11 protein-coding genes are annotated in these 13,030 nt (G+C 64.1%); 3 read left to right on the forward strand and 8 right to left on the reverse strand.

The annotated features are described in order from the left end of the window. Positions 1-24: 24 nt before the first annotated feature. Together NLY36_RS24210 and NLY36_RS24215 are read right to left on the reverse strand one after the other, a co-directional pair. Positions 25-1,521, reverse strand: coding sequence for an aldehyde dehydrogenase family protein (locus NLY36_RS24210; RefSeq protein WP_023735669.1), 1,497 nt, complete (start codon positions 1,519-1,521; stop codon positions 25-27). 532 nt (positions 1,522-2,053) lie between these two features. Next, a complete protein-coding gene (locus NLY36_RS24215; RefSeq protein ID WP_023704770.1) occupies positions 2,054-3,571 on the reverse strand; it encodes a winged helix-turn-helix domain-containing tetratricopeptide repeat protein in 1,518 nt (505 codons plus the stop codon). Positions 3,572-3,826: 255 nt separating this feature from the next. On the opposite strand from NLY36_RS24215, the gene NLY36_RS24220 reads away from it, so the two are divergent. After that, positions 3,827-4,054: a DUF1127 domain-containing protein gene (locus NLY36_RS24220; protein WP_023735668.1), complete on the forward strand. Its 228-nt coding sequence runs from the start codon at positions 3,827-3,829 to the stop codon at positions 4,052-4,054. Between the two features lie 102 nt (positions 4,055-4,156). Continuing rightward, positions 4,157-5,338 carry an MFS transporter gene (locus NLY36_RS24225; RefSeq protein WP_023704772.1) on the forward strand — a complete coding sequence of 394 codons (1,182 nt, stop codon included), beginning with the start codon at positions 4,157-4,159 and terminating at the stop codon, positions 5,336-5,338. Here NLY36_RS24225 and NLY36_RS24230 read toward each other — a convergent pair. The 5 genes from NLY36_RS24230 to NLY36_RS24250 all read right to left on the reverse strand — a co-directional run bounded on the left by NLY36_RS24230 (position 5,329) and on the right by NLY36_RS24250 (position 11,110). Then, entirely contained in the window at positions 5,329-5,463 is a 135-nt protein-coding gene (locus tag NLY36_RS24230) for a hypothetical protein (protein WP_023682661.1), read from the reverse strand. The two genes, NLY36_RS24225 and NLY36_RS24230, sit on opposite strands and share 10 nt — an antisense overlap. Before the next feature lie 212 nt (positions 5,464-5,675). After that, entirely contained in the window at positions 5,676-5,840 is a 165-nt protein-coding gene (locus tag NLY36_RS24235) for a DUF3309 family protein (RefSeq protein WP_023667887.1), read from the reverse strand. Positions 5,841-6,208: 368 nt separating this feature from the next. Then, on the reverse strand, positions 6,209-8,095 hold the full coding sequence (locus NLY36_RS24240; protein ID WP_023735667.1) for an ABC transporter ATP-binding protein: 1,887 nt from the start codon (positions 8,093-8,095) through the stop codon (positions 6,209-6,211). Then, positions 8,095-9,927, reverse strand: coding sequence for an ABC transporter ATP-binding protein (locus tag NLY36_RS24245; protein ID WP_031249123.1), 1,833 nt, complete (start codon positions 9,925-9,927; stop codon positions 8,095-8,097). Before NLY36_RS24245 ends, NLY36_RS24240 begins: the two co-directional genes overlap by 1 nt. A gap of 268 nt (positions 9,928-10,195) precedes the next feature. Beyond that, positions 10,196-11,110 carry a dihydrodipicolinate synthase family protein gene (locus NLY36_RS24250; RefSeq protein WP_023735665.1) on the reverse strand — a complete coding sequence of 305 codons (915 nt, stop codon included), beginning with the start codon at positions 11,108-11,110 and terminating at the stop codon, positions 10,196-10,198. 264 nt (positions 11,111-11,374) lie between these two features. Between NLY36_RS24250 and NLY36_RS24255 the strand changes: the two genes are divergently transcribed. Beyond that, positions 11,375-12,307 (forward strand): LysR family transcriptional regulator, encoded by a 933-nt coding sequence (locus tag NLY36_RS24255; RefSeq protein WP_023735664.1) that lies wholly within the window; start codon positions 11,375-11,377, stop codon positions 12,305-12,307. Here NLY36_RS24255 and NLY36_RS24260 read toward each other — a convergent pair. Further along, positions 12,258-12,989 (reverse strand): SDR family oxidoreductase, encoded by a 732-nt coding sequence (locus NLY36_RS24260; protein WP_023735663.1) that lies wholly within the window; start codon positions 12,987-12,989, stop codon positions 12,258-12,260. The genes NLY36_RS24255 and NLY36_RS24260 overlap by 50 nt on opposite strands. Positions 12,990-13,030: the final 41 nt, after the last annotated feature.

The raw sequence follows: 13,030 nt of genomic DNA on the forward strand, positions 1-13,030 counted from the left end.
TTCGCAGAGTACGCCGCGCGAATATCAGTCGGTCTGGATCCAGACCGACTTGGTCTCCAGATACTCGTGCAGATGTTCGATGCCGCCCTCGCGGCCATAACCCGACATCTTCATGCCGCCGAACGGCACCGCCGGGTCGATGGCATGGTACATGTTGACCCAGACCGAGCCGGCCTTGACCCGGCGCGCAAGCTTGTGCGCGGTGCCCAGATGCGTGGTGAAGATGCCGGCGGCCAGGCCATAGGGCGTCGCATTGGCACGCGCCACCGCTTCGTCGAGCGTGTCGAAGGGCATCGCCGAAATGACCGGGCCGAAAATCTCCTCGCGCGCGATGGTCATCTGGTCCGACACGGCGCCGAAGACCGTCGGCGCAATGAAGTTGCCGCCATCGTAGAGCTCGCCGGTCAGCCGCGAGCCACCGGCGACCAGTTCGGCGCCTTCGTCGCTGCCGGCCCTGATATAGCCCTCCACCTTGCCTGCCTGCCTGGCATTGATGAGCGGTCCGATTTCCGTCTCTGCCTCGATGCCATGGCCGATCCGCAGTCTGCCGGCGAAATCGGCGAGCCGGCGGACGAACTCGTCATGGATTTCGCGCGCCACGAACAGCCGCGAGCCGGCAATGCAGATCTGGCCCGAATGCACGAACACCGCCATCGCCGCGATCGGAACAGCCTTGTCGATGTCGGCGTCGCGGCAGACGATGATCGGCGACTTGCCGCCGAGCTCCAGTGAAACGCGTTTGAGGTTGGCCACGGCTGCCCGCGCGATGGCCTGGCCGGTCAGCGTCGATCCGGTGAAAACGATCTTGTTGACGTCTGGATGTTCGGCGAGCCGCGCACCGGCTTCGGCCCCGGTGCCGGTGACGACGTTGACGACGCCGTCGGGCACGCCGGCTTCCTGCATCAGTTGCGCGATCAGCAGCGGCGTCAGCGACGCATCCTCGGACGGTTTCAGCACGATGGTGCAGCCTGTCGCCAGCGCCGGCGCGATCTTCCAGATCGAGGCGGCGGTCGGCGCGTTCCAGGGAATGATCGCACCAACGACGCCCACCGGCTCGCGCCGGGTGAAGGTGACGATCTCGCCGGGAATCGAATTGTCGATCGTCTCGCCATGCAGCGCCGTCGCCATGCCGGCATAGAAGCGCAGCATGCCGATGACGCGGCGCCGGTTGGAGAGCGTGCGCGTGATCGGCAGTCCCATATCGAGCGTGTCGGAAACGCTGAGCTCTTCCCAATGCGTCTCGAACAGATCGGCGATCCTGAGCAGCACGCACTGCCGCTCGTAGGGCGAGAATTTGGACCATGGGCCTTCGAAGGCCGCGCGCGCGGCGGCCACCGCCGAGTCGATATCGGCAGCCCCGCCGCGCGGCACTGTCGCCAGCACCTCGCCTGTTGCCGGATTGAGTGCCTGCATGCCCTGGCCGGACTGCGCGGCGACCCACTTGCCGCCAATGAACATCGGTCGGAATTCGCCATGGTACAACGCCGTGGCCTTCGCCTTCGGGTCGAAGTTCAGCGTCATCTCTTCCTCCTCGCAATTCCTTGGCGACTATTACTCCCGCCGCCGACCTCAAACAAGGAAAGCTAAAGGGCGCTCAGATAACCAGGTTGTGCGGGTGACTTCCGATCGCGCCAGCAACAAGAAACAGACAGCCGCTAGAGCATGGTCCCGAAAAGTGGAAACCGGCTTTCGGAAAAGATTGTGCTTCGACAAATGGCATCTAGAAAAATCATCGCGAGTTGTCGGAGCGCGTCGCTAAAAGCTCAATGAGGCAAGCCGATCATTGCCCACGGCGACCGTGATGCCGGCATTGCAGACGAGAGCGCAACAGGCAGTCGCCAGCCGCCACCCAGCGCTCACCCGTGGCCGGATCGATCGTGGCCGTTCCAGCCGGCTTCACCGTGACAGAGGTTTCGCGCGCCGCTTCGCTGCAATCGCTGTTGGATGACTGCTCGCGGAAGCAAGATCGGTCGAGCGGCCTCGCGACGTGCAAACATTGGCAGGATTGATCCGCAACCGACGGTGCCTGGCATCGATCGAGCACGCCGGTCCGTCACTCCGGAAGGCCGGCCTTTCGGAAGCCATCGACGAAATGGTCGAGCGTGGCAGTGTCGCGGAACGGCTCCGTCTCGACCCAGTGACGGGTGGTGAAATGTGGGTTCGCGACGAGGAACAGGTCGACCTCGGCGCGCGCCTCGTCGATCCGGCCGAGTTGCGCAAGGCTTGCCGCAAGGAAACGGCGCGAGCTTGTCCGATACGTCTCGTCCCGGCGCGTCGTCTCGACGGCGGCTTCATAGTCGCGCGCCGCATATTGCGCCTGGCCGAGCGTCAGATAGTACCAGCTTGCCGGAAACGGGTTCAGCCGGAACGCCTTGCTGATATAGTCGAGGCCCTCCTCGACGCGCCCGGCCAGGACCGCGATGTCGGACAATGTCGCCCAGGCATCGGCCTCGTTCGGGTCGAGCTCGAACGCCTTGGCAAATCCCACATCCGCTTCGTCGAATCTGCGCTCATAGGCAAGCAGGTTGGCAAGCACCCAGTGGCAGCCGGCATCGTTGGGATCGATCGCCACAGCCTTGCGCGCCAGTTCCAGGGCAAGGCCGCGGGCAGGCTCAATGGGCTCTCCCCAATGCACCCATCCCATCCAGTGGTTCATGGCAAGCCAGCGATAGGCTTCGGCATAGTCCGGATCGAGCGCAAGCGCGCGCGTCAGCAACAGATGCGCTTCGCGCGCCGTCTCCGGCGAGACGTCGATCAGGTTGCGGGCCCGCACGCACAGATCGTAGGCCTCGAGATTTCGGGGCCGATTGCGCGGCAGCGGCGCGCGCAGCCGGCCAAGCAGCGCCTCGACGATCTTGGCCGTCACCTCGTCCTGAACGGCAAAGATATCTTCCAGGCCGCGATCGAAGCGGTCTGCCCATAAATGCTCGCCGCTCAGCGCGTCGACCAGCTGGGCGTTGATGCGCACGCGCCCGGCGGCGCGTCTGGCGCTGCCCTCCAAGAGATAGCGCACGCCAAGTTCCCTGGCGACCTCGCGCACATCCACCGCCTTGCCCTTGTAGGCAAAGGTCGAGTTGCGCGCGATGACGAACAGGCCGCCGATCCTCGACAGGTCGGTGATCAGGTCTTCGGTCAACCCGTCGGCGAAGGCTTCCTGCTCGGGGTCGTTGCTGAAATTGGCAAAGGGCAGCACGGCTATCGACGGTTTGGCAGGCAGCGGCAAAGCCTGTCGCTTCTCGTCGCCGAGCTGTTCGATGGCGCCGGTGAAGCGATAGCCGACGCGCGGAACGGTCGATATCCATTCTCCGCCGTTCGTGGCCGGACCCAGCAGCTTGCGCAATTGCGCAATCTGGACGGTGAGGTTGCCTTCCTCAACGGCGGTGCCTGGCCATGCCGCATCCATCAACTCGGCCTTGGCCACGATCTCGCCGGGCCGGGCGACGAGCGCCGCCAGCAGCTGCAGTCCGCGGTGGCCGGCGGCTACGGGAACTTGGTCCCGAAGGAGCGTTCCCGCACCCGGATCAAGCACGAACGGACCAAAGGCAAAGCGCGATCCCTGCATAACGCGCATCTATAGAGCAATTCCAGGAAAGGTGTGAAGGCGGTTTTCCCACGGGAAAGCGCGGCGGAGCGCTTCACGGACGTATGGCGTCAAAACAAAGAGTTGAGCACCTCGCCGTTTCCATGAAACGGCGAGGTGCTCTAGCCGGTTTGGAACTTTTGAGAACTATTTGGCCGGGCTTAATTACGGCGCCGTCCGCATGCGGCAGAGTTCAACCTCTTGCAAGCCGAGGGCTGTCGCTCCTCAAACCGAATGGAGGTTGCCATGAACGATACCCTTGCTTCTGCTCGTGCAGCCTTGCCGGAAAAGGCGGTGTCATCGGGCCGGCGTCCGACGGGCCCGCGGGGCATGATCGCGGCCTGGCGCGAGCGGATACGCTTTCGCTGGGACCTCAAGCAGATGGCGGAGGCCAATCCGCACCTGATCGACGACATCGGTCTGACCAGACGCCAGCTCGAGGCCGAAATCGTCAAACGCTTCTGGCAAGTGTGAGCTGATGTCGCGGATAAGACCCGCCCGCCTGTTTGGGCGTACCGCGGCGTTTTGCCGGCATTTGCACTTGCCGGAACGTGCCGATCCTGCTTCGAAGTCGGCATGAGCGCCGAAGACGCGACGTCACCGCCGGAGAACCACATCGCATGGGCCGCGATGGCCGGCATCATCGCGACAGTTACGGTGTTCGCCATAGCACAGGGGCTGACGTATCCGCTGCTGAGCTTCATCCTGGAACGGCAAGGGACGACACCGGGCCTCATCGGCCTCTCGGCCGCGATGACGCCTCTGGGTTTCATTATATCGTCGCTCTTCACGCCGGCGCTGGTCCGGCGGGTGGGCGCGGCGCGCTTTGCGGTTGTGTGTTCGATCCTGGCAGCAACCGTCCTGATCGCGATTGCCTGGACGCAGGATGTATGGGCCTGGATGCCGTTGCGCTTCCTGCTCGGCTTCTTTGCCAATCCGCTTTACGTGATCAGTGAAACCTGGCTGGTCTCGATCACACCCGCCGCACGCCGAGGCCGCATCATGGGCCTATACTCCTCCATCGTTTCCGCCGGCTTTGGCCTCGGCCCGCTGTCGCTAGGCTTGGTCGGCACGCAAGGATGGCCACCCTTCATCATCGGCAGCGCGGCCTTCCTTGTCTGCGGCCTGATCGTGCTTGCCGTCGCGCCACGCCTGCCCGACATGCCGCGTGAGGGCGAAGCGGTGTCGGTCGGCGGCTTCTTCGCGCTGGCGCCGCTGCTCTTGTTCGCAGTCTTCACGGCTGCCGCCTTCGAGCAAGTCCTGCTTTCGCTGTTCGCGGTCTATGGTGCCGCGCTCGGCAGCACTGAGCAGCGCATCGCTTCGCTCATCACCTGTTTCATCGCCGGCAATGCCGTGCTGCAGGTCGTGCTTGGGCGCGCCGCCGAACGGTTTGGCTCGAAGCCGATGATGCTGTTCTGTGTCCTGGCTTGCCTGGCCGGTTGTTTGCTGTTGCCGTTGCTCTTCGCTACATGGCTTGTCTGGCCGCTCTTCTTCGTCTGGGGCGGGGTCTCGTTCGGGATCTACACGCTGTCGCTGATCCAGCTCGGCGAGCGTTTCACCGGTCAAGCCTTGATCGCCGGCAATGCCGCCTTCGCGTTCGTATGGGGGGTAGGCGGCATCGTCGGCTCACCCGTGGCCGGGCTGGCGATGCAACTGACCGGACATCAGGGACTGCCATTGTCGCTTGGCCTGCTGTGCTGCGTGCTGGTGGTGTTTCTGCTGGCGGAGTTACGGCGGGTTGACCGCGTTCAGGCGTAAGGCGTGCCTGCCATTGCGGCCTTCAGGCCGATGCTGCCCTTGTCGACAATAGCGAGAAAGGCCGGACCCGCCTCGTCGCCGTCCTGGGTTTCTCGAAGCGTCCGATCCGCCTCGATGAACGCCACGGCCGCCAGGCGGGTGTCGGGGTCTGCAGCTTACGCCCGCCGCCTTCGGATAGTGCCACCATTAGGATATCCCAGCTCGTCGCGTTCGCTCTCGCTCGCGCCGACGCCGGCCCAGTCCGGACCAGCAATGTCTTCAGCTGCCATGTCTTCAAACCTCGATGTCAGGCGAAAACGCGGCCGCCGTAGAAACTCGGCGGCCGCCAATGGCGACGCTATATTCGCCCGAGAACAACCAGAATGATCACGATGATCAGCACCAGCCCGAGGCCACCGCCGCCATAGTAACCAGTGCCGTAGAACGGGCCGCCGCCGAGGCCGCTGAAGCCGCCGAGCAACGCGATGATCAGGATGATAATAAGAATGGTACCCAGGCCCATATGCCGTCTCCTTCGCTGCCGCGCCGTTCACGGCGCGGCTCGAAGAACTAAACTCCCAGCAAGCCTTCCTGTTCCCCGGCGATTTTCATCCGACGGCTAAGGAACGAAAGCCATCATGACGGCGTTTGCTGAGGTTCAGGCGCAAGCTGCGCGTGCCATCGCGCGCGCTGGGCGGCGCGTAGAATTCAGAATTTAGGCGGGATCGCCCTCAAGGCGACCGGCGGCTCGTCCACCCGAACGCGCCGGCAGGCGTGACGCCGGGCTTACGCTGGAAGGCGAGATGAAACGTGTCGGCATCTGAAAGCCGAATTGGTCGACGACGAGTTTTGGCCCCGCACCATTTCCAGTCGAGCCGAACCGGCAGCAGCTCACGTCGCCTTGCCGGCCGGCGCGCCTATGTCTTCCTCGGCAATATCGTCGAACGATGCGTAGTTCATGTTGTAGAGCCTGGCATAGAGGCCCTTGGCCGCCATCAGCTGCTCGTGGTTGCCGCTTTCGACGATCTCGCCGTTCTGTAGAACGATGATGCGATCGGCGCCGCGTATGGTCGCCAGCCGGTGCGCGATGACCAGCCCGGTGCGGCCTTCCAGCAGCGTGACCAGCGCTTTCTGGATCAGCATCTCGGTGTAGGAATCGATGCTCGCCGTGGCCTCGTCGAGCACCAGGATTTTCGCATCGGCGACCAGTGCGCGTGCAAAACTGATCAGCTGACGCTGGCCGAGCGAGAGATTGCCGCCGCGCTGTTCGAGCTCGGTGTCGTAGCCATCGGGCAGATGCTCGATGAAGTCGTGCGCGCCGACGGCCTGCGCCGCGCGCACCACCTCCTCGCGGGTAGCCGATGTCTTGTGGTAGCGGATGTTCTCCAGCACCGTGCCGGAAAACAGGAATGGCTCCTGCAACACCATCGCCACCTGGTCGCCGAGCGAATCCTGCGTCACGTCGCGCACGTCGTGGCCGCCGACCCGCACCTCGCCCGACCAGACATCATAGAAGCGGTGCACCAGCGCCATGCAGCTCGACTTGCCCGAACCGGTCGGGCCGACAAGCGCAACCGTCTCGCCCGGATTGACGCGGAAGGAGATGTTTTTCAGCACCGGCTGGTTCTGCCGGTAGCCGAAGGTGACGTTCCTGAACTCGACCGAACCGTCCATGTCGCGCGTCAGCGCCACCGCGCCTTGTTTGTCGCTAACGTCGACCGGCACGTCCAGCACTTCGGAGATGCGTTGGCCCGACGCCATGGCGCGCTGCATGACACTGTACTGCATGGTGAGCGAGCGGATCGGGTCGAAGAAGCGCTGGATGTAGAACAGGAACGCCACCATGACGCCGATGTCGAGGCTGTGCGACAGCACCATCGAACCGCCGACGACGATGACCGTCGCCATCGCAATGCCGGTCAGCGTGTCGACGATCGGCACCATCACCTGCGCATATTTGGCCGAGGTCAGGTGAGCCCTGAGATTGGCCAGCACCTTCTCGTCATAGAGGTCGAAATTGACGTGCTGGCGTTCGAGACTCTGCACAGTGCGCACGCCATGGATGCCTTCCGCCAGCGCCCCATTGGCAATCGAATTGGTTTCGTGCGCGGCCATGAAGGCGACCTTGGCGCGCGGCAGCCAGAACAGGCGCACGATGAACAGCGCCGGCATGGTCGACAGCGTCAACAGGCCGAGACGAAAATCGAGCCACAAAAGCACGCTGACAATGCCGAAAAGAAGCACGATGTCGCCCACCGACATGACCGATGTCTCGAGGAATTCCTGCATCGAATTGACGTCGCCCTGCAGGCGCGACATCAGCCGGCCCACCTCGGTCTTGTCCATGAAGCTCAGCGAGACGCGCTGCAGATGGCTGAACATGGCGCGGCGCAAATCCGACAGCACATTCTCGGCCACCTTGCCGACGACGCTTTCCTGGATATAGCTGGCGGCATAGTTGATCAGGATGATCAGGGCGAAGGCGCCGATCGCCCAGTTCATGACGGAGCTGTCGGCCTTGCCCGCCGCCATGCCGTGGTCGATGGCGTAACGGATGACCAGCGGGATCGCCAATTGCGTCAGCGTGAACACCAGCACGGCGGCAACCGAGATGAAGATCCGGCCCTGATACGGTTTCACGAAGCTCCAGATGCGGCGCACGATACGCGGATCGTAGACCTTGCCGAAGACCTCTTCCTCGTCGCGGTGCGAACCGATGACGGCCCTGGTGGGCCGCCGGCTGGTGTCTTCCTTCTGGTCGTCGTTCTGTGTCGACATCATGCGGCTCCCACCGCCACCGGCAAATCGTCGTCCGGCCGCAGCTGCAGGTCGTAAAGCGCGCGGTAGCGTCCACCCAGCGCCAACAATTCCTGGTGCGTGCCGCGCTCGGAGATGCGGCCATTCTCGACGAACAGGATCTGGTCGGCATGCATCAGCGAGCTCAGCCGGTGCGAGATGATCAGCGTCACGCGGTCCTTGGCGAAGCGCTTCATCGCGGTGCGGATTCGCTGCTCGGTGCCGGCGTCGACAGCCGCGGTGGAATCGTCGAAGACCAGCACCGAAGGCCGCAGCATCAGGGTGCGGGCGATGGTCAGGCGCTGCCGCTGGCCGCCGGAAAGCGATGAGCCGCGCTCGCCCACGACCGTGGTGTAGCCGGCCGGAAGCCCGATGATGTAATTGTGCAACTGGGCGTATTCAGCCGCCTGCCCGATGCGGGTCTCGCGCGCCCAGGGATTTCCATAGGCGATGTTGTTTTCGATCGAGGTGGTGAACAGGAAAGCGTCCTGCTGCACGACGCCGACCGCCTTGCGCAGCGATTGCAGCGTGACCTCGCGTATATCCTGCCCGTCGATGGTGATCGCGCCTGACCTCACATCGTAGAAGCGCGGGATCAGATGCGCCATGGTCGACTTGCCGCTGCCCGGCGGGCCGACAATGCCGACGGTCTCGCCGGACCTGGCCTCGAAGGAAATGCCCGACAGCGCCGGCCGGCCGCCGGCGCCCGCGTAGCGGAAGCCGACATTGTCGAAGCGCAGCAAGCCTTCGGTGACCACGAGATCCTTGGCATCAGGCGCATCCTCGATGTCAAGTTCGGCGTCAAGCAGTTCGAACAGCCTTGTGCCGCAGGTCGAGGCGCGGGCGAACGAGTTGACCATCAGCCCGAGCTGGCGCACCGGCATCTGCAGGATGGTCATGAAGGTGAGGAACTGCGCCAGCGTGCCGACGCTGATCTGGCCCGCGATCACCTTCTGGCCACCGAACCACAGCACCAGGCCCATGGCCGCCAGGAAGGAAAAATTCATGGCGCTGGTGTTGGAGACGCGGATGTCGACGCGCTGGTCGGCAAGCTCCAGCGCCGACTTCTTGGCGCGGTCGAATTTTTCCAGCTCATGCCGCTGCGCCGCAAAGGCGCGCACGACGCGGATTCCGCCGAGGTTCTCGTCCATCACCCGGCTCAGCACTGACAGCCGCTCCTGCAGCGTCAGCCAGGTGCTGCGCAGCCTGAGCTGTGTGACCGAGGAGCGCCAGGCGACGAACGGCACGAAACTCAGACTGAGCAGCCCGAGCTCGAGATCGGTGCTGATCAGGAGATAGGAGCCGACGCCGATCAGCACGCCGAGCAGCACCACGCGCAATATGCCGGTGGAAAAGAACATGCGCACGCCGTCGAGGTCGAGCAGGCCAAGCGTAATCAGGTCGCCGGTATGCACCCGGTCATGGAAGGAGAAGCTCAGCCGCTGGATCTTCTCGTAGAAGGCCAGGCGCAGCTCATAGCCGGTGCGGTGGCCAACGGCCTCGCCATAATAATTCTGCGCCATGGTGAAGAGGCCGCGCAGAATGCTGACGACGAGCAAGGTGATCGCCGTGGTCCACAGCGCCTGCTCAGCCGCCGCGCCGCCGCCTCCAGCCATCACGCCTTGCGCCTGGTCGATGGCGTGGCCCAGCAGGCGCGGGATGAACAGCTGCAGCGTCGCGGCGATGAAGGTCGAGGCGATGGTGATCGCAACCTGCCAGGGATGGCGCAACGTCATGCGCAGGATGCGCAGCAGCGTGCTGAGGCCCTTGCCCCAGGACGCCTCCGCCACATGGGCAAACGATTTGCCGCGCATCGCTGCGCCGCGGGTTGCATCCATTGCCAAGGAAAATACCCAATCCGATCCGGACATTAGCCCAGACGAATGAAAACAGACTCAGTTTCAGATACCGCGATGGTACGCCTCGATTTTGACCGTTCAAGGGCCAATGGCGGTATTGCACTGTGCCTGAAAGGGGCTGATCGTCCGCGACCGCTTAAGCCCGTGTCGGCGTTAGAGGCGGCAGGCTCGTCACTTTAGGCCGATTGAAAAGATGCGAGCATGTGGGTTGCGCCAACCGCCATCATGCGTGACCTCGGCCAATGTGATCGGCTGCGGGACCGAGCGCAGTGAGCAGCGCCTTGCCGCTTTCCAGCGTCGCATTCTCATGCGGCGCGCGCAGGTTGAGCCAGCGTTTGTCGCCGGAGCGCACCGCCAGCACGGCCTTCATCGCCGGGATCAGGCCTGCATCCTGGATCACCTTGCGGAACGCCCTGATCGCGGCGTCCGCTTCCGTGACGTCTTGGCCAGCGATCGTCGCGTCGTAGAGCGCGCGGATGGCCGCAGCGTTGAGATTGACGGTCCCGGAGATACAGCCCGCAGCACCACTGGCGAGCCCCTTGGTCAGTTGCGCCTCCGAGCTGGGGAACACCGCGACGTCGGGTGCGGCGGCAATCACCGCCGCCGTGTTGTTCCAGTCGCCGGCGCTATCCTTGTAGGCGACGACCGTCTCTGGAAACACCGCGCTCAACCGGGCGGTCAGGGCAGGGCTTACCGGCACGCCGGAGTTCTGCGGGATGTGGTAGAGAATCATCTTCAGCGCCGGGTTGGCCACCCGTTCGATCAGCTCGCTGTAGTAGCGCGCCTGGCCTTCATCCCCGGCGGCCGTGTAGAAGAATGATGGCAGCACCATCACGCCGGCGCAGCCGAGGCCGACCGCGTGCTTCGAAAGTTCGACGGTTTCGGGGAGTGCGGTGACGCCGGTGCCGGGCATCATGCGCGCCGGCGAAATGCCGGCCTCGATCAGCCATTCCAGCGCCTGCATGCGCTCATTGAGCGAGAGCGACAGTGCCTCGCCCGTGGTGCCGAACGGCGACAGGAAATGCGCGCCCTGGCCCAGCACCCATTTGGCGTGTGAGATCCACAAGTCACGAGCAATCCGGCCGTCATTTTCGAACGGTGTCAGGATCGGGGCGATGGTTCCTTGCGGGCGGGTCATGTCGGTCCTTCCATCGGTGCTGGAAATCAGCTTGGCATAGAGCATACGTACGATGCGATCTGCCAGAGGCGATCTCTTGGGCCACCGCGCCGGCCGTGGGAAAACTTGCGGGTCATTGCCGCGAAATTCTGGCCCTTCGGTCTGCCGCAACCTGATGACGCCGGCGTCAATGGGTTGCAAATGGACCGGGGTTGCAAATGGACCAGGGTTGCAAATGGACCAGCCAAGCCCGAAATGTCGAACAGAGACAGATCCGGAAACGGCATGCACCCACGATTGCTCAAGACCTTCCTCGCCGTGGCGCGGCACCGTAATATCACCCGCGCAGCGCGGGAGGTTCATCTGGCGCAGTCGAGCGTCAGCGACCAGATCCAGTCGCTGGAAAGCGAACTTGGCGTCGTCCTCTTCATCCGCTCGCGCCACGGCCTCGACCTGACGACGGCCGGCGACGCGCTGAAACCCTATGCGGAAGAGATTCTGCAGCTGGCGGAGGAGGCGCGTATTGCCGTCGAGGCAACGACGGGAATGACCGCCGGAACGGTTACGGTCGGCGCGCTGGAGACGATTGCCACTGTCAAACTTCCGCAATGGCTGGCGGCCTTTCGAGGCGACCACCCGGAGATCGGTCTGCGGCTCAAAATCGCCGGCAGCGATGCCCTGCTGCGGCAGCTCGAAGAAGGCGAGATCGACGTCGCCTTCTGTTTCGACAAGGGCGGTCTGGACGAACGTCTGGCCCGGCGCACGATATCGGCCGAGCCGCTGGTCCTTGTCGCCTCACCCGAACATGCGCCCGCATCGGGGCAGAGCGACCTGGCCGCGCTCGCCGCGATGCGTTTCGTGGTGACGGAAACCGGATGCGTCTACCGGCATCTGTTCGACACTGCCTTTGACGAGATGGCAGCGCCAGAACTTGCCGCCGAAGTCGGCAGCATCGGCGCCATTGCGGGCCTGGTGGCGACTGGTGTCGGCATGGGCCTGGTGCCGCGGCTGGCCGTTGCCGACGCGCTCGATCGCGGCGAGATCGTCGAATTGCCGTGGCCGGGGTCGGCTCGCACGGCGTCGCTGGTCCTGATCTGGCGCCGCCGGCGGGTTCAGCCGCCGGCGCTGAAACTGCTGCTGGCGGCCGCGGCCAGGAATTTCGCTGCGCTCAGATCAGCCGGTGACCGCCCTCGACATGCAGAACCGTCCCTGTCGTAAAACCATTGCCCATCAGAAAGGCGATGGCATCGGCGATGTCGTCCGGTTGCCCGACGCGGCCGACCGGCAGGCGCCTGGCCATTGCATCGAGCGTCTCGTCCTTCTTGTCGCCGGCCACAAAACTCCAGATCGGCGTGTCGACCCAGCCCGGCGAGACGGCGTTGACACGGACCGGCGCCAGCTCGACTGCCAGCGCCCGCACCAACCCTTCCAGCGCAGCGTTGACAGCGGCAACGACCGAGCCGCGCGCCGCCGGCCGGTAGGCGGCAATGCCTGAGGTGAAGGTGATGGAGCCGTTGGCCGAAAGCTGCGGCGCGCCATGCTTGGCGAGCAGCAGCGGCCCGTAGAATTTGCTTTCGACGACTCTCTGCGCCGCCTGCAGGTCGATCGCAGGCAATAACTCATAGGCGCCTTCGATATCGGCGGCGGTGCTGACGATATGGTCGAGCCGGCCAATCCGCCTGAACAGGTCAGCGACCTGATCCTCCCTTGCAATATCGGCCGCGATGGCGCTCAGACCGGCATGGTTCCGCAGCGCCTCGCCGGCACGCTTGAGCCTGGCTTCACTGCGGCCGACGATGATGACTTCGGCGCCTGAGTCCAGGCACCGCCTTGCCAACGCGAGCCCCATTCCGGAGCTGCCGCCAATGATAGCGATTTTCGATTTTGCGATGTCTGCCATGTTTCCGTTCCTGTCCTGAACCGCTCCGGCGAGAGTCGCAG

This window comes from Mesorhizobium sp. C399B (assembly GCF_030323185.1).
GTDB lineage: Bacteria > Pseudomonadota > Alphaproteobacteria > Rhizobiales > Rhizobiaceae > Mesorhizobium.

Bases quoted from the DNA above. Each gene is read 5' to 3' on its own strand.
- NLY36_RS24220 (WP_023735668.1), top strand. From the start codon at position 3,827: ATGAACGATACCCTTGCTTCTGCTCGTGCAGCCTTGCCGGAAAAGGCG.
- NLY36_RS24225 (WP_023704772.1), top strand. From the start codon at position 4,157: ATGAGCGCCGAAGACGCGACGTCACCGCCGGAGAACCACATCGCATGG.
- NLY36_RS24260 (WP_023735663.1), bottom strand. From the start codon at position 12,989: ATGGCAGACATCGCAAAATCGAAAATCGCTATCATTGGCGGCAGCTCC.
- NLY36_RS24235 (WP_023667887.1), bottom strand. From the start codon at position 5,840: ATGGGCCTGGGTACCATTCTTATTATCATCCTGATCATCGCGTTGCTC.
- NLY36_RS24210 (WP_023735669.1), bottom strand. From the start codon at position 1,521: ATGACGCTGAACTTCGACCCGAAGGCGAAGGCCACGGCGTTGTACCAT.
- NLY36_RS24255 (WP_023735664.1), top strand. From the start codon at position 11,375: ATGCACCCACGATTGCTCAAGACCTTCCTCGCCGTGGCGCGGCACCGT.
- NLY36_RS24240 (WP_023735667.1), bottom strand. From the start codon at position 8,095: ATGTCGACACAGAACGACGACCAGAAGGAAGACACCAGCCGGCGGCCC.
- NLY36_RS24245 (WP_031249123.1), bottom strand. From the start codon at position 9,927: ATGCGCGGCAAATCGTTTGCCCATGTGGCGGAGGCGTCCTGGGGCAAG.
- NLY36_RS24250 (WP_023735665.1), bottom strand. From the start codon at position 11,110: ATGACCCGCCCGCAAGGAACCATCGCCCCGATCCTGACACCGTTCGAA.
- NLY36_RS24215 (WP_023704770.1), bottom strand. From the start codon at position 3,571: ATGCGCGTTATGCAGGGATCGCGCTTTGCCTTTGGTCCGTTCGTGCTT.